General features: G+C 73.3%; 24 protein-coding genes and 2 pseudogenes. 19 read left to right on the top strand and 7 right to left on the bottom strand.

The annotated features are described in order from the left end of the window. Positions 1–11: 11 nt before the first annotated feature. Positions 12–278, bottom strand: a pseudogene (locus tag AB0K65_RS06340) (FAD-dependent oxidoreductase); the annotation flags it as partial. Between the two features lie 101 nt (positions 279–379). Between AB0K65_RS06340 and AB0K65_RS06335 the strand changes: the two are divergent. Genes AB0K65_RS06335 through AB0K65_RS06325 form a run of 3 tightly spaced genes read left to right on the top strand, consistent with a single transcriptional unit; the run spans position 380 to position 2741 of the window. Beyond that, positions 380–2017 carry an ABC-F family ATP-binding cassette domain-containing protein gene (locus AB0K65_RS06335; RefSeq protein WP_365714576.1) on the top strand — a complete coding sequence of 546 codons (1638 nt, stop codon included), beginning with the start codon at positions 380–382 and terminating at the stop codon, positions 2015–2017. After that, positions 2017–2337: a hypothetical protein gene (locus AB0K65_RS06330; RefSeq protein WP_365714575.1), complete on the top strand. Its 321-nt coding sequence runs from the start codon at positions 2017–2019 to the stop codon at positions 2335–2337. The genes AB0K65_RS06335 and AB0K65_RS06330 overlap by 1 nt, the downstream gene beginning before the upstream one ends. After that, the gene (locus tag AB0K65_RS06325; protein ID WP_365714574.1) at positions 2334–2741 is read left to right on the top strand and encodes a hypothetical protein; all 408 of its coding nucleotides are present in this window, start codon (positions 2334–2336) and stop codon (positions 2739–2741) included. Before AB0K65_RS06330 ends, AB0K65_RS06325 begins: the two co-directional genes overlap by 4 nt. Positions 2742–2810: 69 nt before the next feature. On the opposite strand, the gene AB0K65_RS06320 is transcribed toward AB0K65_RS06325, so the two are convergent. Both AB0K65_RS06320 and AB0K65_RS06315 read right to left on the bottom strand, forming a co-directional pair. Beyond that, a complete protein-coding gene (locus AB0K65_RS06320; protein WP_365714573.1) occupies positions 2811–5228 on the bottom strand; it encodes a Tex family protein in 2418 nt (805 codons plus the stop codon). A 359-nt stretch (positions 5229–5587) separates the two neighbouring features. Further along, on the bottom strand, positions 5588–6454 hold the full coding sequence (locus AB0K65_RS06315; RefSeq protein ID WP_365714572.1) for a hypothetical protein: 867 nt from the start codon (positions 6452–6454) through the stop codon (positions 5588–5590). Between the two features lie 123 nt (positions 6455–6577). Between AB0K65_RS06315 and AB0K65_RS06310 the strand changes: the two genes are divergently transcribed. Then, a complete protein-coding gene (locus AB0K65_RS06310) occupies positions 6578–7561 on the top strand; it encodes a DJ-1/PfpI family protein (protein ID WP_365714571.1) in 984 nt (327 codons plus the stop codon). A gap of 7 nt (positions 7562–7568) precedes the next feature. Then, complete coding sequence (locus AB0K65_RS06305; RefSeq protein ID WP_365714570.1) at positions 7569–8213, top strand: DJ-1/PfpI family protein; 645 nt, start codon at positions 7569–7571, stop codon at positions 8211–8213. A 137-nt stretch (positions 8214–8350) separates the two neighbouring features. On the opposite strand, the gene AB0K65_RS06300 is transcribed toward AB0K65_RS06305, so the two are convergent. Next, positions 8351–9103, bottom strand: a complete 753-nt coding sequence (locus tag AB0K65_RS06300; RefSeq protein ID WP_365714569.1) for an enoyl-CoA hydratase/isomerase family protein — start codon at positions 9101–9103, stop codon at positions 8351–8353. A gap of 78 nt (positions 9104–9181) precedes the next feature. Here AB0K65_RS06300 and AB0K65_RS06295 point away from each other — a divergent pair, with 78 nt between their 5' ends. After that, entirely contained in the window at positions 9182–9808 is a 627-nt protein-coding gene (locus AB0K65_RS06295) for a DUF308 domain-containing protein (RefSeq protein WP_365714568.1), read from the top strand. A 130-nt stretch (positions 9809–9938) separates the two neighbouring features. Beyond that, positions 9939–10379 (top strand): annotated as a pseudogene (locus AB0K65_RS06290) (ATP-binding protein); the annotation flags it as partial. A 181-nt stretch (positions 10380–10560) separates the two neighbouring features. On the opposite strand, the gene idi reads toward AB0K65_RS06290, so the two are convergent. The 3 genes from idi to AB0K65_RS06275 form a co-directional block, all read right to left on the bottom strand. Beyond that, a complete protein-coding gene (gene idi / locus AB0K65_RS06285) occupies positions 10561–11169 on the bottom strand; it encodes an isopentenyl-diphosphate Delta-isomerase (protein WP_365714567.1) in 609 nt (202 codons plus the stop codon). Between the two features lie 146 nt (positions 11170–11315). Then, a complete protein-coding gene (locus tag AB0K65_RS06280; protein WP_365714566.1) occupies positions 11316–12602 on the bottom strand; it encodes a bifunctional class I SAM-dependent methyltransferase/N-acetyltransferase in 1287 nt (428 codons plus the stop codon). A 239-nt stretch (positions 12603–12841) separates the two neighbouring features. Next, positions 12842–13783, bottom strand: a complete 942-nt coding sequence (locus AB0K65_RS06275) for a cation diffusion facilitator family transporter (protein ID WP_365714565.1) — start codon at positions 13781–13783, stop codon at positions 12842–12844. Between the two features lie 579 nt (positions 13784–14362). Here AB0K65_RS06275 and AB0K65_RS06270 point away from each other — a divergent pair. The 12 genes from AB0K65_RS06270 (at position 14363) to AB0K65_RS06215 (ending at position 26907) form a co-directional block, all read left to right on the top strand. Then, on the top strand, positions 14363–16096 hold the full coding sequence (locus AB0K65_RS06270) for a DUF5941 domain-containing protein (protein ID WP_365714804.1): 1734 nt from the start codon (positions 14363–14365) through the stop codon (positions 16094–16096). Continuing rightward, positions 16093–16830, top strand: a complete 738-nt coding sequence (locus AB0K65_RS06265; RefSeq protein WP_365714564.1) for a phosphocholine cytidylyltransferase family protein — start codon at positions 16093–16095, stop codon at positions 16828–16830. Before AB0K65_RS06270 ends, AB0K65_RS06265 begins: the two co-directional genes overlap by 4 nt. Continuing rightward, positions 16818–17879: an iron-containing alcohol dehydrogenase family protein gene (locus AB0K65_RS06260; RefSeq protein ID WP_365714563.1), complete on the top strand. Its 1062-nt coding sequence runs from the start codon at positions 16818–16820 to the stop codon at positions 17877–17879. Before AB0K65_RS06265 ends, AB0K65_RS06260 begins: the two co-directional genes overlap by 13 nt. Then, positions 17857–18636: a CDP-alcohol phosphatidyltransferase family protein gene (locus AB0K65_RS06255; RefSeq protein ID WP_365714562.1), complete on the top strand. Its 780-nt coding sequence runs from the start codon at positions 17857–17859 to the stop codon at positions 18634–18636. The genes AB0K65_RS06260 and AB0K65_RS06255 overlap by 23 nt, the downstream gene beginning before the upstream one ends. Before the next feature lie 20 nt (positions 18637–18656). Continuing rightward, positions 18657–19529: a glycosyltransferase gene (locus AB0K65_RS06250; RefSeq protein ID WP_365714803.1), complete on the top strand. Its 873-nt coding sequence runs from the start codon at positions 18657–18659 to the stop codon at positions 19527–19529. Between the two features lie 50 nt (positions 19530–19579). Then, the gene (locus AB0K65_RS06245; RefSeq protein ID WP_365714561.1) at positions 19580–20509 is read left to right on the top strand and encodes an ABC transporter permease; all 930 of its coding nucleotides are present in this window, start codon (positions 19580–19582) and stop codon (positions 20507–20509) included. Then, positions 20502–21293: an ABC transporter ATP-binding protein gene (locus tag AB0K65_RS06240; protein ID WP_365714560.1), complete on the top strand. Its 792-nt coding sequence runs from the start codon at positions 20502–20504 to the stop codon at positions 21291–21293. Before AB0K65_RS06245 ends, AB0K65_RS06240 begins: the two co-directional genes overlap by 8 nt. Positions 21294–21443: 150 nt before the next feature. Beyond that, complete coding sequence (locus tag AB0K65_RS06235; RefSeq protein ID WP_365714559.1) at positions 21444–22097, top strand: TetR/AcrR family transcriptional regulator; 654 nt, start codon at positions 21444–21446, stop codon at positions 22095–22097. A gap of 317 nt (positions 22098–22414) precedes the next feature. Continuing rightward, positions 22415–23335: a squalene synthase HpnC gene (gene hpnC / locus AB0K65_RS06230; protein WP_365714558.1), complete on the top strand. Its 921-nt coding sequence runs from the start codon at positions 22415–22417 to the stop codon at positions 23333–23335. Next, entirely contained in the window at positions 23332–24282 is a 951-nt protein-coding gene (hpnD, locus tag AB0K65_RS06225; RefSeq protein ID WP_365714557.1) for a presqualene diphosphate synthase HpnD, read from the top strand. Before hpnC ends, hpnD begins: the two co-directional genes overlap by 4 nt. An 82-nt stretch (positions 24283–24364) precedes the next feature. Further along, positions 24365–25810, top strand: coding sequence for a hydroxysqualene dehydroxylase HpnE (gene hpnE / locus AB0K65_RS06220; protein ID WP_365714556.1), 1446 nt, complete (start codon positions 24365–24367; stop codon positions 25808–25810). Further along, positions 25807–26907, top strand: a complete 1101-nt coding sequence (locus tag AB0K65_RS06215) for a polyprenyl synthetase family protein (RefSeq protein ID WP_365714555.1) — start codon at positions 25807–25809, stop codon at positions 26905–26907. Before hpnE ends, AB0K65_RS06215 begins: the two co-directional genes overlap by 4 nt. Positions 26908–26998: the final 91 nt, after the last annotated feature.

The raw sequence follows: 26998 nt of genomic DNA, 5'->3' as shown, positions 1-26998 counted from the left end.
ACCGTGTCCGCGTGGACACCTGCGACCAGCCGCACGCCCGTGGCCGCCGGATCGGCCGCGCACCGCTCGTAGACCCGCGGCGACTCCAGGGCCCAGTCCCCGGCCTTCGCCGCCGGCTCGACGCGGTACTGCCACCACAGCGCCCCGGCCACCGCCGAGGTCGTCCGCGCCGCCGGGTCGCGTGACCACACCCGCACGCGCAGCCCGCGCTCCGCCAGCGTCGGCCCGGTCGTCAGACCGATGATCCCGCCACCCACCACGATCGCGTCGCCGTTCATGCGCGGACGGTACCCGCGACGCACCGCCCGCGTCCCCCGCCGGGTGCGCCCGGCTCCCGTACCGCCCCCACGCCCTCCTCTGACCTAGGATGCGTGTCCTGATGACTGCCACTCTCGTCGCCAAGGACCTCGCCGCCGGCCACGGCGAACGCTCCCTCTTCGCCGGCCTCGACCTCGTCGTCGCCCCCGGCGACGTCATCGGCCTCGTCGGCGTCAACGGCGCCGGCAAGTCGACCCTGCTGCGCCTGCTCGCCGGGCTCGACACACCCGAGGACGGAGAGCTGAGGCTCTCCCCGCCCACCGCCACCGTCGGCCACCTCCCGCAGGAGCCGGAGCGTCGCGAGGGCGAGACGGTGCGGGAGTTCCTCGCCCGGCGCACCGGTGTCGCCGCCGCCCAGGCCGCCATGGACGAGGCCACCCAGGGCCTGGTCGACGGGGCGCCCGGAGCCGACGACGCGTACGCCGAGAGCCTGGAGCGCTGGCTCGGTCTCGGCGGCGCCGACCTCGACGAACGCGCGGAGGAGGTCGCCGGTTCGCTCGGCCTCACCGTCGGCCTCGACCAGCCGATGACCTCCCTCTCCGGCGGCCAGGCCGCCCGTGCCGGACTCGCCTCCCTGCTCCTCTCGCGCTACGACGTCTTCCTGCTCGACGAGCCGACCAACGACCTCGACCTCGACGGCCTGGAGCGGCTCGAGTCCTTCGTCCAGGGGCTGCGGGCCGGCACGGTCGTCATCAGCCACGACCGCGAGTTCCTCACCCGCACGGTCACCAAGGTGCTGGAGCTGGACCTCGCCCAGCAGCAGATCACGCTGTACGGCGGCGGCTACGAGGCGTACCTCGACGAGCGGGACACCGCCCGGCGGCACGCCCGCGAGGACTTCGAGGAGTACGCGGGCAGGAAGGCCGCCCTCGAGGCACGCGGCCACATGCAGCGGTCCTGGATGGACAAGGGCGTCAAGAACGCCCGCCGCAAGGCCACCGACGGCGACAAGCTCGGCCGCAACGCCCGCAGCGAGGCCAGCGAGAAGCAGGCCGCGAAGGCCCGCCAGACGCAGCGCATGATCGAGCGTCTCGACGTCGTCGACGAGCCCCGCAAGGAGTGGGAGCTGCGGATGGAGATCGCCGCCGCTCCCCGCTCCGGCTCGGTCGTGGCGACGCTACGGGAGGCGGAGGTGCGGCGGGGCGACTTCCGGTTCGGGCCTGCCACTCTCCAGATCGACTGGGCGGACCGCGTCGCCATCACCGGCGCCAACGGAGCCGGCAAGTCGACCCTGCTCGCGGCGCTCCTCGGCCGTCTGCCGCTGGACGCCGGTGACGCCGCCCTCGGCTCGGGCGTCGTCGTCGGCGAGGTCGACCAGGCGCGCAAGCTGTTCCACGGCTCGGAGTCCCTGCTCGACGCCTTCTGCGCCGCCGTCCCGGAGACGGAGCCCGCCGAGGTGCGGACCCTGCTGGCGAAGTTCGGCCTCAAGGCCGAGCACGTGCTGCGCCCGGCGACCACGCTCTCCCCGGGCGAGCGCACCCGCGCCGCCCTCGCCCTCCTCCAGGGCCGGGGAGTGAACCTGCTCGTCCTGGACGAGCCGACGAACCACCTGGACCTGGCGGCCATCGAACAGCTGGAGTCCGCGCTGGACTCCTACACCGGCACCCTGCTCCTGGTCACCCACGACCGGCGGATGCTCGACGCGGTCCGCACGACCCGCCGGATCGAGGTCGCCGCCGGCAAGGTGACCGAGCTCTGATGGGCGCCGGCTCCGGCCGGGGCCCGCGCGAACGACGGCCCGGCCTCTCCCCGCGCCCGGCCCCGGCGGGTCTCCTGGGCGCCGACGCCGTCCCGTCCGGGCCGCGCGCCCGGGGCCCGTACGACCTGACGCCGCGGGCGCGGGCCGCGGCCACGCCGTGGGAGGCGACGGCGGACCCGGCGGCGGAGCTGCACCGCCGCGCTTCGGGGCGTGAACTGTACGAGTACGGCCATCCGCAGGACGTCGCGGTGGCCGCCGAGGCCGACACCTCGGAGACCGTCCCCGTCCCGAGGGACGGCGCATTCCAGGAGACACCATGACCGACCTGCTGACCCGGCTCACCGAGATGCTGGACGACCTCGACGCCGACGTCGACGAGACCATCGACCTCGCCGACGAGATCGCCGCCTCGGGCGACGCGGCGATGCTGCCCCGCCTCCAGGCCGAACTGGACCGGGCCCTCACCGAGCGCAACGCCTACGCCCGCGAACTCCTCGGCGGCGTCCTCGCCGCCATCGGCGGCCCCGACGCGCTGCCCGCGCTCCTGCGGGCCTCCGCCGTGGACCTCGGCGACGACCAGGACTCCCTGGCGGCCGAGATCGTCGACCTGGTACAGGCCGACCCGACCCGCTCCCGCGCGCTCCTCCGGCCCCTCACCCAGGACGACGACCTGACGGTCGCCCACCGCGCGGAGTGGGCCCTGCGCTTCCTCCCGGACGCCTGAGGCGGCCGAGGACCCGCCCGCTCCTGCGCGCGACGACGGGCCCGGCCGCGAGGCCGGGCCCGTCACGCGTCAGCGGCCGCGCCGCTTGCCGCCACCGCCCTCGTTCAGCAGGCCCGCCTTGCGCAAGGCGTCCGCCATCGCGCTGTTCGCCGGGGCCGGGGCGGCGGCCTTGGAGCGGCCCCGGTCGCCGCCGCCGCCGCCACCTCCGCCGGAGCCTCCGGCGCCGCCTCGGCGCTGCTGGGGCGGCCGACCTCCGCGCTCCTTCTTCGGCGCGGCGCCGCCCCCCGCCGTGTCCGCCGTCGCCTCGTCGTCCAGGCGCAGCGTCAGCGAGATCCGCTTGCGCGGGATGTCCACCTCCATGACCTTCACCCGGACGACGTCACCCGGCTTCACGACGTCCCGCGGATCCTTCACGAAGGTCTTCGACATGGCCGAGACGTGCACCAGACCGTCCTGGTGGACACCGATGTCCACGAACGCCCCGAACGCCGCCACGTTCGTGACCACGCCCTCCAGGACCATTCCCGCCACCAGGTCGCCGATCTTCTCGACGCCCTCCTTGAAGGTGGCCGTCTTGAACGCCGGCCGCGGGTCCCGGCCCGGCTTCTCCAGCTCGCGCAGGATGTCGGTCACGGTCGGCAGACCGAAGGTGTCGTCCACGAAGTCGTCCGCGCGCAGCGAGCGCAGCGCCCCGGTGTTGCCGATCAGCGAGGCCACCTCGCCGCCCGTGGTCTTCACCATCCGCCGCACCACCGGGTAGGCCTCCGGGTGGACCGACGACGCGTCCAGCGGGTCGTCCCCGCCCCGGATGCGCAGGAAGCCCGCGCACTGCTCGTACGCCTTCGGGCCGAGCCGCGGGACGTCCTTCAGCGCCCGGCGCGACCGGAAGGGTCCGTTGGCGTCCCGGTGCGACACGATGTTCTCGGCGAGGCCGGCCCCGATGCCGGAGACCCGCGAAAGCAGCGGCGCGGACGCCGTGTTGACGTCGACACCGACGCCGTTCACACAGTCCTCGACCACCGCGTCCAGCGAGCGCGAGAGCTTCACCTCGGACAGGTCGTGCTGGTACTGCCCGACGCCGATCGACTTCGGGTCGATCTTCACCAGCTCGGCCAGCGGGTCCTGCAGCCGCCGCGCGATCGAGACCGCGCCGCGCAGGGACACGTCCAGGCCGGGAAGCTCCTGCGAGGCGAAGGCGGACGCGGAGTACACCGAGGCGCCCGCCTCCGACACCATCACCTTGGTGAGGTTCAACTCCGGGTGCCGGGCGATGAGTTCGGCCGCGAGCTTGTCCGTCTCACGCGAGGCCGTGCCGTTGCCGATGGCGACCAGCTCGACCGCGTGCTCCTCGGCCAGCCGGGCCAGCTTCGCCAGCGACTCGTCCCACTTGTTGGCGGGCACGTGCGGATAGACGGTGTCGGTGGCGACGACCTTGCCGGTGGCGTCGACGACGGCGACCTTGACCCCCGTGCGGAAGCCGGGGTCGAGGCCCAGCGTCGCCCGGGTCCCGGCCGGCGCCGCGAGCAGCAGATCGCGCAGGTTCGCGGCGAAGACCCGTACCGCCTCGTCCTCCGCCGCCGTCCGCAGCCGCAGCCGCAGGTCGATGCCAAGGTGCACCAGGATCCGGGTGCGCCACGCCCAGCGGACCGTGTCGAGCAGCCACTTGTCCCCGGGGCGTCCCCGGTCGGCCACGCCGAAGCGCGAGGCGACCGTCGCCTCGTACGAGGAGGGGCCGGGAGTCTGCGAGGGCTCCTCCGGCTCCAGCTCCAGAGTGAGGACGTCCTCCTTCTCGCCGCGCAGCATGGCGAGGATCCGGTGGGAGGGCAGCGCCGTGAACGGTTCGGCGAAGTCGAAGTAGTCGGCGAACTTCGCGCCCGGCCCCTCCTTGCCGTCGCCCTGGCCCTCCCGGACCTTCGCGACCAGCCGGCCCCGGCTCCACATCCGCTCGCGCAGTTCGCCGATCAGGTCGGCGTCCTCCGAGAACCTCTCGGTCAGGATGGCCCGCGCGCCCTCCAGGGCGGCGGCCGCGTCGGCGACTCCCTTGTCCGCGTCGACGAAGGCGGCCGCGGCGGCCGCCGGCTCCACCGAGGGGTCCGCGAGCAGCCCCTCGGCCAGCGGCTCCAGGCCGGCCTCGCGGGCGATCTGCGCCTTGGTGCGGCGCTTCGGCTTGAAGGGCAGGTAGATGTCCTCCAGGCGGGCCTTGGTCTCGGCCGCCCTGAGCTGCGCCTCCACCTCCGGCGTCAGCTTGCCCTGCTCGCGTACGGATTCCAGGACGGCGGCCCGCCGGTCCTCCAGCTCCCGCAGATAGCGCAGCCGCTCCTCGAGCGTGCGCAGCTGCGCGTCGTCGAGCATCTCGGTCGCTTCCTTGCGGTAGCGCGCGATGAACGGCACGGTCGAGCCGCCGTCGAGCAGCTCGACGGCCGCCCTCACCTGTCGCTCGCGTACGCCGAGTTCCTCGGCGATCCTGCCTTCGATGGACGTCGTCACAGTGTCCCGACTCGCCTTCTCGTGCCTCAAGCTTGCGAGTGCATTGTGCCGGGTCGGCCGCCTCGACGCCGCACGCGCCCCGCCCGCGCGCGGCGGCGGCCCCGCCCGCCCGCACCCTTCGGGTCCCGCCCGGCCGGCTCGGTGACGGCGTCCGTCTGTGCTGTGGCCGTGCCTCGTCGCCTGGCTTTGCGTTTTCAACTTCCACTCGGCCGGCCTCGGTGACGGCGCCCGTCTGCTGTGGGCCGCGCCTCGTCGCCCGGCCCCGCACCCTTCGGGTCCCGCCCGGCCGGCCTCGTGGCCGCGTCCGCCTCCGGTGGCCGCGGGCTCGCCGGGCCGGTCGGCCGGCTTCCCCGGTCGTGTCAGGCCTTGCCGGTCAGGTCGTCCGGGAACGCGCCCGCCGCGGCCGCCGCGAAGAGGAAGCCTCGGCCGAGCTCCGTCAGCCGCTCCACGCCGACGGCCCCCAGGTGCTCGTACGGGGCGGTGTCCAGGCGGTCGGTGCACTCCTCCAGCTCGGCGCGCAGGGCCGTGCCCGCGTCGGTGAGCTCTCCCTCGGCGTCGATCAGGCCCCGGTCCCGCAGCCGCTCCACCGCCGCGTCCCAGTCGGCGCGCCGCCAGCCGCGCGAGCCGAGGACCCAGCGCGGTGCCATGCCCCTGCCGGTCGCGGTGTGGCTGACCAGCGCCTCCAGCGGGTCGAGCCCGAGGGAGAGCAGCGCCGCCAGGTGGCCGTCGCCCCGGTGCTCGCGCAGCAGCGTGGCGGCGTGCCAGTAGCGCAGGTGCGGCTCCTCGGGGACGGGCAGGTCGGCGTTGGCCGCGTACAGCGGCCGGGCGTGCCGGGTGCAGGCCTCGGTGGCGCGCAGCGCGAGCTCGGCCGCCTCCGCCATCTCGGCCGAGGCGACCGTCTCCTCCCCGAGCAGCCGGCGCAGGGTGGCGTCGGCGGCACGCAGCCGCGCGTCGAGGACGGCGGCGGGAGCGGCGGTCTCCCAGACGGACGGCAGGTGCCGGGCGAGCAGCTCGTGGTTGTAGTTGTAGAAGGTCGCGGCGACCGTTCCCGGGCCCACGGCCCCCAGCGCGGCGCTGCGCGCGGCGAGTCGCATGGCGCTCGGGTCGTCGAAGCCGAGGCCCTTGAACTCGACGTCGAGGTCAGGTGAGAAGTACAGCGTCGAGTGCAGCGGGTTGAGCGCGTTGTGGCAGCGGCGGCCCGCGCGGGGCGGCAGTGAGGTCGTCATGGGCCGAACGTTACCGACTGGTCGGTACGACGGGAACCGTCGGGCCCGGAAGACCCCCGCCATGGCAGGAAAGGTGGGTTCTTCGTCATTGCGGCCATCGGGCGGCCGCCGAAGGATGGAGGCATGACGAAGCGATCCGTGCTCGTCGTCCTCTTCGACGACGTGCAGAGCCTGGATGTCACCGGACCGGTGGAGGTGTTCGCCGGCGCCGGCCGCGTCGGCGAGGCCGGCGGTTCCTACCCGATCCGGACGGCCTCGCTCGACGGCGGCCCGGTCCGCACCCAGAGCGGGCTGCGGATGCTCGCGGACTCCACGCTCGCCGAAGCCGTCGAGGCGGGCCCGCCGCACACCCTGCTCGTGCCCGGGGGCGAGGGCACACGGACCCCCGACCCGCGGCTGGTCGACTGGCTGCGGGCGAACGCCCCGCACGCCGAACGTCTCGTCTCCGTCTGCACGGGCGCGCTGCTGCTCGCGGCCGCCGGCCTGCTCGACGGGCACCGGGCCACCACCCACTGGGTCGCCTGCGACCACCTCGCCCGGTGCTACCCCGAGGTCGAGGTGGACCCGGACCCCATCTTCGTCCGGGACGGCCGGCTCTCCACCTCGGCCGGGGTCACCGCGGGCATCGATCTCGCGCTGGCCCTGGTGGAGGAGGACCTCGGCCGCCACGCGGCGCTCACCGTCGCCCGCCACCTGGTCGTCTTCCTGCGCCGGCCGGGCAACCAGGCGCAGTTCAGCGCCCAGCTCGCGGCCCAGACCGCCCGCCGGGAACCGTTGCGCGACCTCCAGCACTGGATCACCGAGCATCCCGGCGCGGACCTCTCGGTGGAGGCGCTCGCGGCCCGCGCGCGGCTCTCCCCCCGCCACTTCGCCCGCGCCTTCCAGGCGGAGACCGGCACGACTCCGGGCCGGTACGTCGACCGGGTACGGCTCGAACACGCGCGCAGGCTCCTGGAGGAGTCCGCCCAGGGTGTCCAGGAGGTGGCCCGGGCGGCCGGCTACGGCACCTCCGAGGCCATGCGCCGCGCCTTCGTCAAGGCGCTCGGTACGGCCCCGGCCGACTACCGCCGCCGCTTCCACGCTCCCGTTCACCCCACCATCCGATAGGGAGCCCATGCAGATCGCCGTCCTGCTCTACGACCGCTTCACCGCCCTCGACGCCGTCGGGCCCTACGAACTCCTCGCCCGTCTCCCCGGAGCCGACACCGTCTTCGTCGCCCGGGAGACCGGCCCGGTCCGGGGCGACCAGGGCAGCCTCGCCCTCGTCGCCGACAGGACCCTCGCCGAGGTGCCGCACCCGGACATCGTGATCGTCCCGGGCGGCCCCGGGTCACGCGAGGCCATGCACGACCCGGAGATCCTCACCTGGCTCCGTACCGCCGACGCCACCAGCACCTGGACCACCTCGGTCTGCACCGGTTCCCTCGTCCTGGCCGGCGCCGGGCTGCTCACCGGCCGCCGGGCGACCACCCACTGGCTGGCGTCCGAGGAGCTGCGGCCGCTCGGCGCCGAACCGGCCGGCGAGCGCGTGGTCTTCGACGGGAAGTACGTCACCGCCGCCGGAGTCTCCTCCGGCATCGACATGGCACTGCACCTGCTGGGCCGGATCGCGGGGGACGAGGCCGCGCAGACCGTCCAGCTGCTCACCGAGTACGACCCCCAGCCGCCGTACGACGCGGGCTCGCCGGAGAAGGCCCCGGCCGCGATCGTCGCCCGCTGGCGGGGCCGGGCGGAGAAGGTCCTCGCGCGGGAGGGCTGAGCCCGCAGACCCTCCGCCCGCCTGGCGCGAACCGCCCCACCGGGCGGCTGCATCGGCGCCGCCGAGTCCGAGGCCGCGGGCGGTCGTGCCGCAGCTCCAGGGCCGCCGCGCTGCGGGTCGTGCCGGGCCGCCCCGCCTCACACCCCGTACGTGAACCGGGGCGCGCGGCGCTCCAGGAAGGCCGCGACCCCCTCAGCGGTGTCGCCGCTGCCGCGCGCCTGGTCCGACCAGTACGCGTCACGGTCCGTGCGGCCGTCCGCGAACTCCTTCGCCGCCGCCTGGGTCAGCTGCGACCGCGCGACCAGCACCCGGGTGAACTCGGTCACCCGCTTGTCGAGTTCCCCCGGCGGCAGGACCTCGTCGACGAGGCCGGTCCGCAGCGCCCGCGCCGTGTCGATCAACTCGCCCGAGAAGAGGAGGTACTTGGCGGCCGACGGCCCCACGAGCGCGGTCAGGCGCCGGGTCGAGGAGGAGGGGTAGACGATGCCGAGCTTCGACGGCGTCACCCCGAAGAGGGCGCCCTCCTCGGCGAACCGCAGATCACAGGCGGCCGCGAGCTGGCTCCCGCCGCCCACGCAGTAGCCGCGCACGGCCGCGAGCGTCGGCTTGGGGAACGCGGCGAGGGCCTCCTCCGCCCGTACCGCGAGCGACTGCTGCTCGTCGCCCGGCTCCCGGAGCGTGGAGATGTCCGCGCCGGCGCAGAAGGTCCCGCCCTCACCGGTGAGGACCAGTGCGCGGACCGCCGGGTCGGCGGCGAGCGGGGCGAGGAGCGCGGGAAGACTCCGCCACATCCCGGCCGTCATCGCGTTGCGCTTGGCCGGGTGGGAGACGACGACGGTGGCGACCCCGTCGGCGACGGAGGTCTTCAGGTGCGGCTCGGTGGGCTCCATGCGGCGGATGCTATCCGGGGACCCCGACCGTACGATCAAGAAGGGGGTGCGAGAGGCCGGTCCGACGAGGAGGCGCGCATGCCCCGGGAACCCCACGAAGCCGTACGGGAGAGCAAGCGGCTCAGCCGCAGTTTCGGATGGCTCGCGCTGCTCGGCGCCCTGCTCGTCCTCGGCGGGATCGTCGGGCTCGTCTACACCGGCCTCGCCACGCTCACCTCGATGCTCCTGTTCGGCTGGCTGCTGCTCATCGGCGGATTCGTGGGACTGCTGCACGCCGTCGAGTCGCGGGGGACACCCTACTTCTGGCTGGCCGTGGTGGTCGCCGCGCTGAACATCGCGGCCGGCGTGGTCGTCATCCGTCACCCGGAGGGTTCGGCCGAGGCGCTGACGATGTTCGCCGCGCTGCTCTTCCTCACCGGTGGCGTCTTCCGGCTGGTCGGCAGCGTGGTGGTGCGCGGGCCGCAGTTCGGCTGGACGCTGCTGCAGGGAGCGTTCGGCCTGCTGCTCGGTGTGCTCGTCCTCCTCGACTGGCCCGAGAGCAGCCGCTATGTTCTCGGCTGCTTCTTCTCTCTGGCGCTCCTCTTCGACGGGCTCGGCCTGATCGCCATCGGCGTCGGGGGCCGGCGGATCGTCGGCATGGTCGCCCCTGTGGAGGACCCCCTTCCGAACCCGTCAGCGACAGATCAGGACCGGTCGAACAACTGACGTTGGCATACTCAGCCGATCAGAAAGTGGCCTATAAGTGTCGACTTCTGGTCAGGAGGCCGGTGCGGACCCCCGGGTTATCAGACTCGACATCGTGGCGACAATCGAGCACGAGGGTGGGAGCCGGACTATGGGAAGCCGCGGGAGCGTGCCCGCACGGCCACCGTCCTACGAAGGGGTCTGGCGCTTCACCGCTCCCGCGGTCGACGTCTCCGTCCCGCAGGCCAGGCACGCGGTACGCGATCTGCTGAACCGTCAGGGTGTGCCGGCGCACGAGGACACCGTCCAGGGGCTGCTGCTCATCGTCTCGGAGCTGGTCACCAACGCGGTGAAGCACGCGGCGCTGCTCTCCCCTGAGGTGGCGGTCGAGGTGGCGATCGGCGCGGAGTGGATCCGGGTGTCCGTCGAGGACAACCACCCCTACCGCCCCAAGGCGCTGGAGGCCGACTACGGCCAGACGGGCGGCCGCGGACTGCTCCTGGTGCGTGAGATCGCCCTGGAGGCGGGCGGGGCGTGCGACGTCGAGCACACCGCGAGCGGCGGCAAGATCATCTGGGCCGCGCTGCCCCTCGTCCCCCGGCCACCGGGCTCGGGGCCGGCTCCGGGCGCGGCCCTCACCGCGACGCCCGCGACCCTGCCGGGCACCGTCCCGGCGGGCGGGGGCCTCCCCGGGAGCGTCCCCTCGCCCGGACCCGCGCCCGGTGCCGGACCGGGGGACCTCCCCGGGGTCGTGCCCGTGCCCCCCTACGGCATCACCAGCCGCCGGCCGGACCCGTCAGCTCCTTGACCGCCGGACGCGCCGCGTCCAGGACCGTCATGAACCAGGCGGAGAACGGCGCGGTCGCATGACGCTCGGCCAGCTCCGCCGCCGTCACGAAGGCGGTCTCCTCGACCTCCTCCGGGTCCGGCCGCAGACCGGTCTGCACCATGCCGACGAAGAGGTGGTTGTACTCCTGCTCCACCAGCCCCGACGCCGGGTCCGGGTGGTTGTAGCGGACGGTGCCCGCCTCGGCGAGCAGTGAGGGCGAGACGCCCAGCTCCTCGTACGTGCGCCGGGCGGCGGCGGCGAACGGCGCCTCTCCCGGGTACGGATGACCGCAGCAGGTGTTCGACCAGACACCGGGGGAGTGGTACTTCCCGAGCGCACGGCGCTGCAGCAGCAGCCGGCCCGCCTCGTCGAAGAGGAACACCGAGAACGCCCGGTGCAGCTGTCCCGGGGCCTGGTGCGCGGCGAGCTTCTCGGCCGTCCCGATCGTGTTGCCGTCCTCGTCGACCAGCTCCAGCATGATCGACGCCTGGACGCCGTTCGGCGAGATTCCGTTCGGCGAGCTGTGTGCCGCGGTGGCTGGTGTGGTCGCCATACCCGTCCTTCATCGCTTCGGTCTCGGCCCCATGAGGGGCACCTCAGTCTGCCGTACAAAAGCGGCTTGTCCGTACTTCGGCGGCCGGACATGGCCGGGCCCACCGCACCGGAGTACATCCCGGTGCGGTGGGCCCTCCCGCCACCTCAGACGCCGAAAGCCGCCGGATAGTGGATCGTGCCCACGGGTACGGGCCCGGAACCGTGCAGGACCAGCGCCATCATGGCTTCGTCGGGGACCTCGAAACCTGGCCTGATCCCGTACTGCGATGCCCGTGCGAATCCGAACCGGGGGTAGTACTCCGGATGGCCCAGCACCACCACGAGCCGCTCGCCGCGCAGCCGCGCCGCGTCGAGCACCGCCCGGACGACGGCCTGCCCGGCGCCGGAACGCTGGTGGGCGGGCGCCACGGCGACCGGCGCGAGCGCCGCCGCCGGAGCGCCACCGACCCGGCAGCGGGTGATCAGCGCGTAGGCCGCGACCGTGCCGTCCGGCGCCTCGGCGACGTACGAGAGCCCCGGAAGCCAGGCGCTCTCGTCCTCGCGCAGGGCGTCGACCAGCGCGGCCTCGTCCGCCGTGGCGAACGCCGCCGCGTTGACCTCCCGTACGGCGGGGATGTCGGCCGCGGTCTCCTCCCGCGTACGCCACCGGGGGTCGGCGGGGCGCAGGACGTAGCCGGTGTAGCCGAAGTCGCCGCCGTGGTCGCGGCGCACCGCGATCTCCTCACGGGTCGCGGCGAGCGCCTCGGCCATGCCGGGGGCGGACGGGTCGGCGGCGTCGGCCCGCTCACGGAGCGGGCCGTAGTACGCGTCCCAGTCGCTCTCGGGCTGGGGGAGCACCCCCAGCACGTGATAGCCGGCCGCGACCGCCGCCGCGGTGTTCTCGGCGCCGGTCCGGAGCGCGTAGTGCCGGTCCCAGAAGGCGCGCGCCTCAGGGGAGGGGGTGTCGGTGGTCCACTCGCACTCGGTGAGCACCAGCGTGCCCCCGGGCGCGAGCAGCCGGCGCCAGCGGTCCAGAGCGGTGTCGAAACCGATCGAGTACGCCGAGCTCTCGGCCCAGACCAGGTCGAAGGACCCGTCGGGGAGAGGAAGCTCACCCATGTCGGCGTGGAGGGTGCGGACGCGGTCGCCGAGCCCGCGCGCCTCGGCGGCGGCCCGCAGCTCCTCGAGGAACGGTTCGTGCAGGTCGACGGCGGTCACCTCGGCCCCCGCCTCGGCGGCGAGGAGCAGGGCGGAGCGGCCGGGACCGCAGCCGAGGTCGAGGACGCGCGGACGCCTGGGCGGAGCGCCGGCGGCTCCCTCCAGTCCCTCCGGGACGCCTGAGGAGAGGGCGAGCAGACGGCGGGTGGTGGTGTCGGAGCCGGGGCCCTGCCGCGGAAGACCGTGGTGCAGGGCGAAGAACGCCTCGTACGAGGCGTGGGTGCTGTCGGACAACGTGGGAATCCCTGGGGAGAGAGGGGCCCGGCCGACGACATGACGTACCGGTTCGCGCCACCGCGCCCGCGGGGCGGGACGCGAGGGGGCCGGGATGTCGGGTCAGCCGGAGACCCGGGAGCTGAACGGGGACCGGGCGCTGCCGCGCGGGGCAGCCTCCGTCGCGACGGTCATCGACCTCAGCTCCTCTCACCTCACGTTCGTGCGGGGAGACTAACAGGCATCGCCGGACGGGAGGATCACAGGCAGAGTCCGGCCTCGTGGGCGGCGTGGCCCGCGGGCTCCAGCTGGAAGGTGCAGTGCTCCACGTCGAAGTGGGAGCCCAGGCAGCCCTGGAGGTCGTGGAGCATCTTCTCGTGCCCCACCGAGTCCAGGGCGCCCTGGTCGACCACGACGTGGGCGGAGAGGACCGGCATCCCGGACGTGATCGTCCAGGCGTGCAGGTCGTGGACGTCCTCGACGCCGGGCAGCGCCAGTATGTGCGCCCGTACCTCCGCCATGTCGACGCCCTTGGGCGCCGACTCGAGCAGGACGTCCAGGGTCTCGCGCAGCAGCTTGACCGTGCGCGGCACGATCATCAGGCCGATCAGGATCGAGGCGATCGGGTCGGCGTACTGCCAGCCGGTGAGGAGGATGATCCCGGCCGCGACGATCACCGTCACGGAGCCGAGGGCGTCCGCGAGCACCTCCAGATAGGCGCCGCGGACGTTGAGGCTCTCCTTCTGGCCGCGGACCAGCAGGGAGAGCGAGACCATGTTGGCGACCAGGCCGATCAGCGCGAACGCGATCGCGAGGCCGCCCTTGGTCTCGGCCGGTTCGATGAACCGCTGGACCGCCTCGTACAGGACGTACCCGCCGACGCAGAGCAGCAGCAGGCAGTTGGCGAGCGCGGCGAGGATCTCGGCCCGCGCGAGGCCGAACGTGCGGTTGTCGCTGGGCGGCCGGTTGGCGAAGTGGATCGCGAGCAGGGCCAGCGCGAGGCCCACGGCGTCGGTCGCCATGTGGGCGGCGTCGGCGATCAGCGCGAGGGAGTCGGCGAGCACGCCGCCGACGATCTCGACCACCATCACGGAGAGGGTGATCGCGAGCGCGACGCGTAGCCGCCCGCGATAGGCCGCCGCGGCCGTCCCCGTCGGCGGCGCTCCTCCGTGACTGTGTCCGTGGTCGTGTCCAGCCCCCATGACATGGCCTCCCGGTCGTGTCGATCCCTGTGCCCCGCCCGCAAGTGAACTACGGGTAGGGGGTATCCGCAACACGGCACTGAACACCGTTGTCATATGCTCTGACCTGCGGTGATGAGACCTGGTCAGCGGTGCGCGGCGATCTGCGGCGGGGCCGGCGCGGCAGGCCGTCTCCGGGGCCGGGGGGCGCGGTTTGTGGGCCGGGGCGCCGATCGATCATGATGAGCCCCGCAGGGCGCGGCGCGTGCGCGCCGACGCGAGGGGGCCCGGGGGAGTCCTCACCGCGAAGCCTCGGTGAACTCGCGCTTTCGTTCATCCGATAGCCTCGGCCGACGTGCCGCCGCCCGTTTCCGGGCCGCACCACCGTGCCCGGGGCCGTGTGCCAGGGGCCCCGCCGGCCCGTCCGCCAGCTCCAAGGAGTGAGTTCGTCTGTCGACCGCCATCCTCACCGGTCCGCCGGTACCCGGATCGTCGCTCGACGGCGATCTGCGGTCACTCGGCTTCGACGTCAGGGTCGCCTCCGGACCGCACGAGACGGCCGCGCTGGTCGCCGCCGTACCGGCGGCCGAGCGCGTCGCCCTGGTCGACCCGCGATTCGTCGGACACCTCCACGCGCTGCGGCTCGCCCTCACCGACCCCCGCTTCCCCGCCGCCGCGGTCCCCGGAGCGCTGACCGCGCAGCCCGAGGCCCGGCCCGCGCTGACCCGGGCGCTGACCGCCTCGGACGCCGCACCCGCGCGGACCGAGGCGGCCGAGACCGACACGGCACCCGCGGACACCGCGGTCGCCACTGCCTGCGCCGCGCCGGCACTCTCCCCCGCGGAGGAGGGCCTGCCCGACGCGCTCGCCCGGGCGCTCGGCGCCGAGGGCGTGGCCGTGCACCGGCCCGAACTCGGCTCGCTCGTCGCCGCCGTCCCCGCCGACGCGGAGGCCCGCCACGCGGCCCGCGCCGCCGTCACGGCCGTCGACGACGAGGCCGTACGCCTGCGCTCCGCCGTCAAGGCCCACGACGGCTTCTTCACCACGTTCTTCATCAGCCCGTACTCCCGCTACATCGCCCGCTGGTGCGCGCGGCGCGGACTGACCCCCAACCAGGTCACCACCGCCTCGCTGCTCACCGCCCTCCTCGCGGCCGGCTGCGCCGCCACGGGCGAGCGCGGCGGCTACGTCGCCGCCGGCGTCCTGCTCCTCGTCTCCTTCGTCCTCGACTGCACCGACGGGCAGCTCGCCCGCTACTCCCTGCAGTACTCGACGATGGGCGCCTGGCTCGACGCCACCTTCGACCGCGCCAAGGAGTACGCCTTCTACGCCGGCCTCGCGCTCGGCGCCGCACGCGACGGCGACGACGTGTGGGCCCTGGCACTCGGCGCGATGGTCCTGATGAGCTGCCGCCACGTCGTGGACTTCTCCTTCAACGAGGCCAACCACGACGCCCAGGCCAACACCAGCCCCACCGCGGCCCTCTCCGACCGGCTGAACACCGTGGGCTGGACCGTCTGGGCCCGGCGCATGATCATCCTCCCGATCGGCGAGCGCTGGGCGATGATCGCGGTCCTCACCGCCGTCACCACCCCCCGGATCGTCTTCTACGCCCTGCTGATCGGCTGCGCCTTCGGCGCCTGCTACACCACCGCGGGCCGCGTCCTGCGATCGGTGACCCGCAAGGCGCGGCGCACCGACCGCGCCGCCCAGGCCCTCGCCGACCTCGCCGACTCGGGCCCGCTCGCCGAGCTGGTGGCCCGGACCGGCCGCCGCCCCGCGCTGCGCCCGCTCCTGCGCGCCCCGGTGCTGTGGGCCGCTGCGGGGACGGCGCTCCTGCTCGCCGCCGCACTGGCGGAGCCCTTCGGGAGCACCCTCACGGTCGTCGCCGCCCTGCTGTACGCGCTCCTGGCGGGATGCGCGGTCGCCCGCCCCCTCAAGGGCGCCCTGGACTGGCTGCTGCCCCCGCTCTTCCGCGCCGCCGAATACACCACCGTGCTCGTCCTCGCCGCGAAGGCGGACGCCCCCGGGGCGCTGCCCGCCGCATTCGGGCTGGTCGCGGCGGTCGCCTACCATCACTACGACACGGTGTACCGCATCCGCGGCGGCACCGGCGCGCCGCCCGCCTGGCTGGTGCGCACCATCGGCGGTCACGAGGGCCGCACGCTCCTGGTGACCCTGCTCGCCGCTCTGCTCGCGAGCCGTGGCGACGACTTCACCCTGGCGCTCACCGCCCTCGCGGTCGCCGTGGCGCTCGTGGTGCTCGTGGAGTCCATCCGCTTCTGGGTGTCCTCCGGAGCACCTGCCGTACATGACGAAGGAGAAACAGCATGATTGGCCTCGTACTGGCAGCCGGTGCCGGAAGGCGTCTGCGCCCCTACACCGACACGCTCCCGAAGGCCCTCGTGCCTGTCGACGGTGACACCACCGTCCTCGACCTGACTCTGAAGAACTTCGCGGAGGTCGGCCTCACCGAGGTCGCCATCGTCGTCGGCTACCGCAAGGAGGCCGTGTACGACCGCAAGGAGGCCCTGGAGGCCCAGTACGGCGTCAGCATCACGCTCATCGACAACGACAAGGCCGAGGAGTGGAACAACGCCTACTCCCTGTGGTGCGCCCGTGACGTCCTGAAGAAGGGCGTCATCCTCGCCAACGGCGACACCGTGCACCCGGTCTCCGTCGAGAAGACCCTGCTCGCCGCGCGCGGCGACGGCCGCAGGATCATCCTCGCCCTCGACACGGTGAAGAACCTCGCCGACGAGGAGATGAAGGTCATCACCGCCGAGGGCAAGGGCGTCCAGCGCATCACCAAGCTCATGGACCCGGCCACCGCCACCGGCGAGTACATCGGCGTCACCCTCATCGAGCCCGAGGCGGCCGAGGAGCTCGCCGACGCCCTGAAGGCCACCTTCGAGCGCGACCCCGACCTCTACTACGAGGACGGCTACCAGGAGCTCGTCAACCGCGGCTTCACCGTCGACGTCGCGCCCATCGGCGACGTGAAGTGGGTGGAGATCGACAACCACGACGACCTGGCGAAGGGCCGTGACATCGCGTGCCAGTACTGACCCGGCTCATCCCCTCGCCGGTCGTCGTCGACATCCGCCGGGGAGCGCTGGACGACCTGTCCGCGCTCCTCGCGGACCAGCGGATCTCCAGCAACGGCAAGATCGCCGTCGCCATCAGCAGCGGTTCGGGCGTCAAGCTGCGTGACCGCTTCGCGCCCGAGCTGCCCGGCGCCGACTGGTACCCGGTCGAGGGCGGCACCATCGACGCGGCCGTCAAGCTCGCCGACGCGATGCGCGGCAAGCGGTACGACGCCGTCGTCGCCCTCGGCGGCGGCAAGATCATCGACGTGACCAAGTACGCGGCGGCCCGAGTGGGCCTGCCGCTGGTCGCCATCGCCACGAACCTGTCGCACGACGGCATCTGTTCGCCGGTGTCCACCCTGGACAACGACAACGGCCGCGGCTCCTACGGCGTCCCGACCCCGATCGCCCTGGTCATCGACCTGGACGTGATCCGGGACGCCCCGGTGCGCTTCGTCCGCTCCGGCATCGGCGACGCGATCTCCAACCTCTCCGCCATCGCCGACTGGGAGCTCTCCCACCGCGAGACGGGCGAACCGGTCGACGGCCTGGCCGCGGCCATGGCCCGCAGCGCCGGCGAGGCGGTCCTGCGCCACCCCGGCGGCGTCGGCGACGACGACTTCCTGGTCACGCTGTCCGAGGGCCTGGTGATGTCCGGCATCGCCATGTCGATCAGCGGTGACACGCGCCCCTCCTCGGGCGCCTGCCACGAGATCAGCCACGCCTTCGACCTGCTGTTCCCGACCCGCGCGGCCAGCCACGGCGAGCAGTGCGGCCTCGGCGCGGCCTTCGCGATGCACCTGCGCGGCGCGTCCGAGGCGTCCGCGCTGATGGTCGACACCCTGCGCCGGCACGGGCTGCCCGTGCTCCCGGAGGAGATCGGATTCAGCGTGGACGAGTTCGTCCGCGCCGTGGAGTTCGCCCCGCAGACCCGTCCGGGCCGCTTCACCATCCTCGAGCACCTCGACCTGTCCACAGACGAGATCAGGGACGCGTACGCCGACTATGCCAAGACCATCCGTAGCTGAGCTCCGCCCGGTCGTTCACCCGGCGGGCGTGAAGGACCGGCGCAGCGGTGAGCACTGGGCCGGCCGCCTGTACATGCGGGAGATCTCGCTGCGGGTGGACCGCTACCTCGTGAACACGCGGGTCACGCCGAACCAGCTGACCTATCTGATGACCGTCTGCGGCGTCCTCGCGGCCCCGGCACTGCTCGTGCCCGGGATCTGGGGCGCCGTCCTCGGCGTGCTGATGGTCCAGCTGTATCTGCTCCTCGACTGCGTCGACGGGGAGATCGCCCGCTGGAAGAAGCAGTTCTCGCTCGGCGGCGTCTACCTCGACCGGGTCGGCGCCTACCTGTGCGACGCCGCGGTCCTCGTCGGCTTCGGCCTGCGCGCGGCCGACCTGTGGGGTCCGGGCCGGATCGACTGGCTGTGGGCCTTCCTCGGCACGCTCGCCGCCCTCGGCGCCATCCTGATCAAGGCCGAGACCGACCTGGTCGGCGTCGCCCGGCACCAGGGCGGGCTGCCGCCGGTCAAGGAGGCGGCGTCCGAGCCGCGCTCGTCAGGCATGGCGCTGGCCCGCAAGGCCGCCGCCGCGCTCAAGTTCCACCGGCTGATCCTCGGCATCGAGGCGTCGCTGCTGATCCTGGTCCTGGCCGTCGTGGACTCGGCCAGGGGCGACCTGTTCTTCTCGCGGCTCGGCGTCGCGGTCCTCGCGGGCATCGCGCTGGTCCAGACGCTGCTGCACCTGGTGTCGATCCTGGCGTCGAGCCGGCTGAAGTGAGGACAAGCGTGAGTACGCCGATGAAGCTGGGCGCCGTCATCATCACCATGGGCAACCGGCCCGACGACCTGCGCGCGCTCCTCGACTCGGTCGCCAAGCAGGACGGCGACCCGGTCGAGATCGTCGTGGTCGGCAACGGCGCCCCGGTCACCGGGGTGCCGGACGGCGTCCGCACCATCGACCTGCCCGAGAACCTGGGCATCCCCGGCGGCCGTAACGTCGGCATCGAGGCCTTCGGCCCCGGCGGCACCGACGTGGACGCCCTGCTCTTCCTGGACGACGACGGGCTGCTCGCCGGGACGGACACCGCCGAGCTGGTCCGCCAGGCGTTCACCGCCGATCCGCGGCTCGGCATCATCAGCTTCCGGATCGCGGACCCGGAGACGGGTCTGACCCAGCGCAGGCACGTCCCGCGCCTGCGGGCGTCCGACCCGATGCGCTCCTCGCGCGTGACCACCTTCCTCGGCGGTGCCAACGCCGTCAGGACGAAGGTGTTCGCCGAGGTCGGCGGCCTGCCGGACGACTTCTTCTACGCCCATGAGGAGACGGACCTCGCCTGGCGCGCCCTCGACGCCGACTGGATGATCGACTACCGTTCCGACATGGTGCTGCTCCACCCCACCACTCCGCCGTCACGGCACGCGACCTACCACTTCAACGTGGCGCGGAACCGAGTGTGGCTGGCTCGCCGCAACCTCCCCGCGCCCCTGGTTCCGGTCTATCTCGGCGTGTGGCTGATGCTCACCCTGGCGCGGCGGCCCTCCGCCTCCGCCCTCAGGGCATGGTTCGGCGGTTTCCGGGAAGGCTGGACGACTTCCTGCGGACCGCGGCGCCCCATGAGGTGGCGTACGGTGTGGCGGCTGACCCGACTGGGACGCCCGCCCGTCGTCTGACATCGTGGTACCCGACTTGCCGCGCATCTTGAATACGAAAGTTTCGACTTGTGAGTGACACAACCCACGACGGTGGGGTCGCGACGAGCGTCCCGCCGTCCGCCGACGACGGCCTGAGTCCGGCCGCGCTGGCCGCGAAGCACGGCCTGTCGGTCAGCGGCGCCCGGCCGGGGCTCATCCAGTACATCCGGCAGCTGTGGGGCCGGCGCCACTTCATCCTGGCCTTCTCCCAGGCGAAGCTCACGGCCCAGTACAGCCAGGCGAAGCTGGGCCAGCTGTGGCAGGTGGTCACGCCCCTGCTCAACGCGCTGGTCTACTTCCTGATCTTCGGGCTCATCCTGGACGCGGACCGGGGCATGTCGCGGGAGGTGTACATCCCGTTCCTCGTGACCGGCGTCTTCGTGTTCACCTTCACCCAGAACTCCGTGATGGCCGGCGTCCGCGCGATCTCCGGCAACCTCGGTCTGGTGCGGGCGCTGCACTTCCCCCGGGCCACCCTGCCGATCTCCTTCGCGCTCCAGCAGCTCCAGCAGCTGCTGTTCTCGATGATCGTGCTGATCGCCATCGCGGTCGCGTTCGGCAGCTACCCCTCGGTCAGCTGGCTGCTGATGCTCCCCGCCCTGCTGCTGCAGTTCGTCTTCAACGCCGGCCTGGCCATGATCGTCGCGCGGATGGGCGCCAAGACGCCGGACCTGGCCCAGCTCATGCCGTTCATCATGCGCACCTGGATGTACGCGTCCGGCGTGATGTTCTCCATCCCCGTGATGCTCGCCGAACAGCCGGCCTGGATCGCCGACCTGCTCCAGTACAACCCGGCGGCCCTCCACATGGACCTGATCCGGTTCGCGCTGATCGACGGCTACGGCGCCTCGAACCTGCCCCCGCACGTCTGGATCGCCACGCTGATCTGGACCGTGGTGGTCGGTCTTGGCGGCTTCGTCTACTTCTGGAAGGCCGAGGAGAGGTACGGCCGTGGCTGACACCGAGAGCAACCAGGGACGCATTCCCACCGTCATCGCGGACGAGGTCCACATCGTCTACCGCGTCAACGCCGGGGCCGGCGGCAAGGGCAGCGCCACCGCCGCGCTGAGCCGGATCATCGGACGCGGCAAGGGCGACGCCGCCCGCGGCGTCCGCCGGGTGCACGCCGTGCGCGGGGTGTCCTTCACCGCCTACCGAGGCGAGGCCATCGGCCTGATCGGCTCCAACGGCTCGGGCAAGTCGACGCTGCTGCGTGCCATCGCCGGGCTGCTCCCCACGGAGAGCGGCAAGGTCTACACCGACGGCCAGCCCTCGCTCCTCGGTGTCAACGCGGCCCTGATGAGCGACCTCACCGGCGAACGCAACGTCATCCTCGGCGGCCTCGCCATGGGCATGAGCAAGGAGGAGATCCGCGACCGCTACCAGGGGATCGTCGACTTCTCCGGCATCAACGAGAAGGGCGACTTCATCAGCCTGCCGATGCGGACGTACTCCTCCGGCATGGGCGCCCGGCTCCGCTTCGCCATCGCGGCCGCCAAGAACCACGACGTCCTCATGATCGACGAGGCGCTCGCGACCGGTGACCGCAAGTTCCAGATCCGGTCCGAGGAGCGCATCCGCGAGCTGCGCAAGGAGGCCGGCACGGTCTTCCTGGTCAGCCACAGCAACAAGTCGATCAGGGACACCTGCGACCGCGTGCTGTGGCTGGAGAAGGGCGAGCTGCTGATGGACGGGCCGACCGAAGAGGTCCTGAAGGCGTACGAGCGCGAGACCGGGAAGTAGCCCGCGCCGCGCGCGAGAGGGGCCCCGCCGGCCATGACCGGCGGGGCCCCTCTCCCGTGTCCCGCCCCCGCGCCCGCACCGGCCCTGCCTCCCGAGCGTCGTGCCGTCACCTGGAATGTTCATGCGGTCAACATCGGGCAGGATGAGCGCATGGCAGCGTTCTCGGGGGGAAAGTCCTACCACCACGGTGATCTGCGCAACGCCCTGATCTCCGCGGCCGTCGACCTGGCCGCCGAAGGCGGCCCCGAACGGGTCGTCCTTCGCGAGGCCGCCCGCCGGGTCGGCGTGTCACCCACCGCCGCCTACCGCCACTTCGACGGCCGGGGCGAGCTGCTCCGCGCCGTCACGACCCACGCCCAGCGGGCGCTCGCCGACTCCATGGAGCGCGCCGCCGCCCGCGCCCCCGGCGCCGACGACCCCGCCCTCGCCGCCGAGCTGCGGCTCGCCTCCCTCGGGCGGGGGTACATCGGCTTCGCCCTCGACCACCCGGGGCTCTACCGGGCTGCGTTCTGCACCCCGCGCCCCACCTGTGCGGACGGCCGGGCCGCCGCCGGGCAGCCGGCCGAGCAGGAACCCGAGATCCGGGCCTTCGCCCTGCTGACGGACGCGCTGGACGCCCTGGCCAGGACAGGCCGCGGCCCCTGCCGGTCCCGCCCCGCCACCGAGGTGGCGGCGTGGTCCGCCGTCCACGGACTTTCGCTCCTGCTGCTCGACGGGCCGCTGCGGCGGCTCCCGGCGCAGCGCCGCCAGGCCGTGGTGGAGTCCACCCTCGCCATGGTCGTCTCCGGAGCCCGCGCCGACTGAACGCCGCGCCGACAGGTGAACTTCCCCTCTCCCGGACCACGTTGACGCGCAGGGAGATGTTCTCGCCGGATGCCCGGCACCCCGGGGCGGTGACGGGCGTTGTACAACGTAAGCTGTACCGGTGCTGATTCGTGGCAAGTGGGGCGATACCCCCTAGGCATCCCGGCCGTCAGGCGGCGTTCCCTCCGGGGAGGCCGGGTGGCGTGTCCGAAATAGGATGGATTGGGTCGGCAGTGTAGAACAGGAGATGTGACGGCCATGACGCGAAATCTCCAGCTCCCCGAGGGTGTCGCCGTCCCCGCGTCGGGCAGCCCTCAGTGACGGGAACCCGGCAGGCGCGCCCCGACGCCACCTCGCGCACCACGCTCGACAAGGCCACGGACGAGAACTTCCCCGTGGCCCCCTTCTTCCTGCCCCGCGCCTGGCGCGAGGACCTCATGGCCGTGTACGGCTTCGCCCGCCTCGTCGACGACATCGGCGACGGCGACCTCGCGCCCGGCGGCGCCGACGCCCGCCACCTCGGCCTCGGCCCCGAGCGGGCCGAGGACCGGCTCGCGATGCTCGACGCCTTCGAGGCCGATCTCGCCCGGGTCTTCGACCCCGCCGACGGCGAGCCGCGCCACCCCCTCCTGCGCGCCCTCCTGCCGACCGTCCGGCGCCACGCCCTCACCCCCGAGCCCTTCCTCGGCCTGATCGAGGCCAACCGCCAGGACCAGCTCGTACGCCGCTACGCGACCTACGACGACCTCCTCGCGTACTGCGCGCTCTCGGCGAACCCCGTCGGCCGTCTCGTCCTCGCGATCACCCGCACCGAGACCCCCGAGCGGGTCCGCCGCTCCGACGCCGTCTGCACCGCGCTGCAGATCGTGGAACACCTCCAGGACGTCGCCGAGGACCTCGGCCGCGACCGGATCTATCTGCCGGACGAGGACATGAAACGTTTCCACATCTCCGAGGACGACCTGGCCCGGCCCACCGCGAACGCGTCGGTGCGCTCCCTCGTCGCCTTCGAGGCGGAACGTGCCCGCGCCCTCCTCGACGAAGGCGCCCCGCTGGTCGCGAGCGTCCACGGCAGACTGCGCCTGCTGCTCGCCGGATTCACCGCCGGCGGGCACGCCGCGCTCGACGCGATCGCCGCCGCCGGATTCGACGTCCTGCCGAGGCCGCCCAAGGCCACCAAACCGAGTCTGATCCGCCAAGCGGGAGCGGTCCTGCTCCGAGCGCGGAGAGAGGGGTGAGCCGGACCGTGGAGGGACAGACGGAGACATCCGCACCGGTACAGGCCGCGTACAGCTACTGCGAGGCCGTCACCGGACAGCAGGCCCGTAACTTCGCCTACGGGATCCGACTGCTGCCGACGGAGAAGCGCCAGGCCATGTCGGCCCTGTACGCCTTCTCCCGGCGCGTCGACGACATCGGCGACGGCGCCCTCGCGCCCGAGGCGAAGCGGGAACGGCTCGAGTCCACGCGCGCGCTGCTGGACCGGATCCGCCGGGGAGCCGTCGACGACGACGACACCGATCCCGTCGCCGTCGCCCTCACCGACGCCTCCCGCCGCTTCCCCATCCCGCTCGGCGGCCTCGACGAACTCATCGACGGCGTCCTGATGGACGTCCGCGGCGAGACGTACGAGACCTGGGACGACCTCAAGGTCTACTGCCGGTGTGTCGCCGGCGCCATCGGACGGCTCTCGCTCGGCGTGTTCGGCGCCCAGCCCGGCGCGCACGGCGCCGAACGCGCCTCCGAGTACGCCGATACGCTGGGCCTCGCCCTCCAGCTCACCAACATCCTCCGGGACGTACGGGAGGACGCCGCCAACGGGCGCGTCTACCTGCCCGCCGACGACCTGGCCAAGTTCGGCTGCGGCGACGGCTTCCACGGCGACACCCCGCCGGCCGGATCCGACTTCGGCGGGCTCGTCCACTACGAGGTCCGGCGCGCGCGGGCCCTGTTCGCCGAGGGCTACCGCCTGCTCCCCATGCTCGACCGGCGCAGCGGCGCCTGCGTCGCCGCCATGGCCGGCATCTACCGCCGGCTGCTCGACCGCATCGAACGCGACCCGGAGGCCGTCCTGCGCGGCCGCGTCTCGCTCCCCGGCCACGAGAAGGCGTACGTCGCCGTCCGCGGGCTCTCCGGTCTCGACACCCGCCACATCTCCCGGCACACGGTCAGGAGGCGTGCCTGATGGCGAAGTCCGTGACCCCGTTCCGGGCAACCCCGGACCACGCCGTCGCGTCCCTGCCCGTGAGGGCCCGAAGGGGGAAGCCATGACCCACGACATCGCGCGCCCCGGCGGACAGCCGCACGCCGTCGTCGTCGGAGGCGGACTCGCCGGGATCACCTCCGCCCTCCAGCTCGCCGACGCGGGCGTCCGCGTCACCCTGCTCGAAGGGCGCCCGCGCCTCGGCGGACTCGCCTTCTCCTTCCGGCGCGGCCACCTCACCGTCGACAACGGCCAGCACGTCTACCTGCGCTGCTGCACCGCGTACCGCTGGTTCCTCGACCGGGTCGACGGCGCCCACCTGGCCCCCGTCCAGGACCGGCTCGACGTGCCCGTCCTCGACGTCGCGCACCCGCGCGGACCCCGGCTGGGACGGCTGCGCCGCACCGGGCTTCCCGTACCGCTGCACCTGGCGCAGAGCCTGGCGACGTACCCGCACCTCTCGCTCGCCGAGCGGGCCGGTGTCGGCCGCGCCGCGCTCGCCCTCAAGCGGCTCGACCCCGCCGACCCGGCCCTGGACGGCATCGACTTCGCCACCTGGCTCGGCCGGCACGGCCAGAGCGCGCGCGCCGTCGAAGCGCTCTGGGACCTGGTCGGGGTCGCCACCCTCAACGCCACCGCGCCCCACGCCTCCATGGGCCTGGCCGCCATGGTCTTCAAGACCGGGCTCCTCTCCGAGCCCGGCGCCGCCGACATCGGCTGGGCCCACGTGCCGCTCGGGGAGCTCCACGACACCCGCGCCCGCAAGGCCCTCGACTCCCTCGGCGTACGCACCGAGCTGCGCACCAGGGCGGAGCGGATCTCCCGCACCGCCGGCGGCGGCTGGAGCGTCGAGGTGCCCGGCGAGACCATCGAGGCGGACGCCGTCGTCCTGGCCGTGCCGCAGCGCGAGACCCGTGCCCTGCTGCCCGAGGGCGCCCTCGACGACCCCGACCGGCTCCTCGACATCGGCACCGCCCCCATCCTCAACCTGCACGTCGTCTACGACCGCAAGGTGCTCCGGCAGCCCTTCTTCGCCGCCCTCGGCTCCCCGGTCCAGTGGGTCTTCGACCGCACCGACTCCTCCGGCCTGCTCAGGGGCGGCTCCGACGGCCCCTCGGTCACGGGCGGCGGCGGGCGCCGGGCGGGCGGGCAGTACCTCGCCGTCTCCCAGTCCGCCGCCCAGGCCGACATCGACGAGCCCGTCGCCGTGCTGCGCGAGCGCTACCTCCCGGAGCTGGAGCGGCTGCTGCCGGCCGCACGCTCCGCCCGGGTCAGGGACTTCTTCGTCACCAGGGAGCGGACGGCGACGTTCGCCCCCACCCCGGGCGTCGGCCGGCTCCGCCCCGGCGCCCGCACCCACGCCCCCGGCCTCTACCTGGCCGGAACGTGGACCGCCACCGGGTGGCCCGCGACCATGGAGGGTGCCGTCCGCAGCGGTTTCAGCGCCGCCGGCGCCGCGCTCCGCGCCCTCGGCCGCCGCCATGAACATCCGCTGCAGGAGGCGGTATGAGTGTGAGTACTGGAACAAGAGGAGAGACCGTGCCGACTGTGCCCCCGGTGAAACCGGCCGTCGACACCGCGGACGTGACCGCCCTGCTGGAGCGGGGGCGGACGCTGTCCACCCCCGTGCTGCGGGCGGCCGTCGACCGGCTCGCACCGCCCATGGACACCGTGGCCGCGTACCACTTCGGCTGGATCGACGCGCGCGGCAACCCCGCCGACGGTGACGGTGGCAAGGCCGTCCGTCCGGCGCTCGCCCTGCTCTCGGCCGAGGCCGCCGGAGCCCCCGCCGAGGTCGGCGTCCCCGGCGCCGTCGCCGTGGAGCTGGTGCACAACTTCTCGCTGCTGCACGACGACCTCATGGACGGCGACGAGCAGCGCCGCCACCGCGACACCGTCTGGAAGGTGCACGGACCCGCCCAGGCCATCCTCGTCGGCGACGCACTGTTCGCGCTCGCCAACGAGATTCTGCTCGAGATCGGCACCGTCGAGGCCGGCCGGGCCACCCGTCGCCTCACCACGGCCAGCCGCAAGCTCATCGACGGGCAGGCCCAGGACATCTCCTACGAGCACCGCGAGCGGGTCACCGTCGAGGAGTGCCTGGAGATGGAGGGCAACAAGACGGGCGCGCTGCTCGCCTGCGCGGTCTCCATCGGAGCCGTCCTCGGCGGCGCCGACGACCGTACGGCGGACAAGCTGGAGGAGTACGGCTACCACCTCGGCCTCGCCTTCCAGGCCGTCGACGACCTCCTCGGCATCTGGGGCGACCCGGAGTCCACCGGGAAGCAGACCTGGAGCGATCTGCGCCAGCGCAAGAAGTCCCTGCCGGTCGTCGCCGCCCTCGCCGCGGGCGGGCCCGCCTCCGAGCGGCTCGGCGAACTGCTCGCCGCCGACGCCAAGTCCAACGAGTTCGAGTCCTTCTCCGAGGAGGAGTTCGCCACCCGCGCCGCCCTCATCGAGAAGGCCGGCGGCCGTGAGTGGACCTCCCAGGAGGCCCGCCGCCAGCACGCCGTCGCCATCGACGCCCTGCACGAGGTCGACATGCCCGAGCGGGTCAGGGAGCAGCTCACCGCGCTCGCCGACTTCGTCGTCGTACGGAAGAGATGATCACCATCACCCTGATATGAGTTCGCAGTCGCCGGCCGGTGCCATCGGGCACCGGCCGACGGCAGACCCGAAGTAGCGGAAGTACACCTAC

The sequence above is a fragment of the Streptomyces sp. NPDC053755 genome (genome assembly GCF_040677675.1).
GTDB lineage: Bacteria > Actinomycetota > Actinomycetes > Streptomycetales > Streptomycetaceae > Streptomyces.
Note: the sequence above shows the minus strand (reverse complement) of the source record. Positions and strands in the feature narration are given on the sequence as shown.

What these genes read in the sequence shown, in the direction of transcription:
- AB0K65_RS06335 (WP_365714576.1), top strand. Translation starts at nt 380, where the DNA reads ATGACTGCCACTCTCGTCGCCAAGGACCTCGCCGCCGGCCACGGCGAA.
- AB0K65_RS06330 (WP_365714575.1), top strand. Translation starts at nt 2,017, where the DNA reads ATGGGCGCCGGCTCCGGCCGGGGCCCGCGCGAACGACGGCCCGGCCTC.
- AB0K65_RS06325 (WP_365714574.1), top strand. Translation starts at nt 2,334, where the DNA reads ATGACCGACCTGCTGACCCGGCTCACCGAGATGCTGGACGACCTCGAC.
- AB0K65_RS06315 (WP_365714572.1), bottom strand. Translation starts at nt 6,454, where the DNA reads ATGACGACCTCACTGCCGCCCCGCGCGGGCCGCCGCTGCCACAACGCG.
- AB0K65_RS06310 (WP_365714571.1), top strand. Translation starts at nt 6,578, where the DNA reads ATGACGAAGCGATCCGTGCTCGTCGTCCTCTTCGACGACGTGCAGAGC.
- AB0K65_RS06305 (WP_365714570.1), top strand. Translation starts at nt 7,569, where the DNA reads ATGCAGATCGCCGTCCTGCTCTACGACCGCTTCACCGCCCTCGACGCC.
- AB0K65_RS06300 (WP_365714569.1), bottom strand. Translation starts at nt 9,103, where the DNA reads ATGGAGCCCACCGAGCCGCACCTGAAGACCTCCGTCGCCGACGGGGTC.
- AB0K65_RS06295 (WP_365714568.1), top strand. Translation starts at nt 9,182, where the DNA reads ATGCCCCGGGAACCCCACGAAGCCGTACGGGAGAGCAAGCGGCTCAGC.
- idi (WP_365714567.1), bottom strand. Translation starts at nt 11,169, where the DNA reads ATGGCGACCACACCAGCCACCGCGGCACACAGCTCGCCGAACGGAATC.
- AB0K65_RS06275 (WP_365714565.1), bottom strand. Translation starts at nt 13,783, where the DNA reads ATGGGGGCTGGACACGACCACGGACACAGTCACGGAGGAGCGCCGCCG.
- AB0K65_RS06265 (WP_365714564.1), top strand. Translation starts at nt 16,093, where the DNA reads ATGATTGGCCTCGTACTGGCAGCCGGTGCCGGAAGGCGTCTGCGCCCC.
- AB0K65_RS06255 (WP_365714562.1), top strand. Translation starts at nt 17,857, where the DNA reads ATGCCAAGACCATCCGTAGCTGAGCTCCGCCCGGTCGTTCACCCGGCG.
- AB0K65_RS06250 (WP_365714803.1), top strand. Translation starts at nt 18,657, where the DNA reads ATGAAGCTGGGCGCCGTCATCATCACCATGGGCAACCGGCCCGACGAC.
- AB0K65_RS06235 (WP_365714559.1), top strand. Translation starts at nt 21,444, where the DNA reads ATGGCAGCGTTCTCGGGGGGAAAGTCCTACCACCACGGTGATCTGCGC.
- hpnE (WP_365714556.1), top strand. Translation starts at nt 24,365, where the DNA reads ATGACCCACGACATCGCGCGCCCCGGCGGACAGCCGCACGCCGTCGTC.
- AB0K65_RS06215 (WP_365714555.1), top strand. Translation starts at nt 25,807, where the DNA reads ATGAGTGTGAGTACTGGAACAAGAGGAGAGACCGTGCCGACTGTGCCC.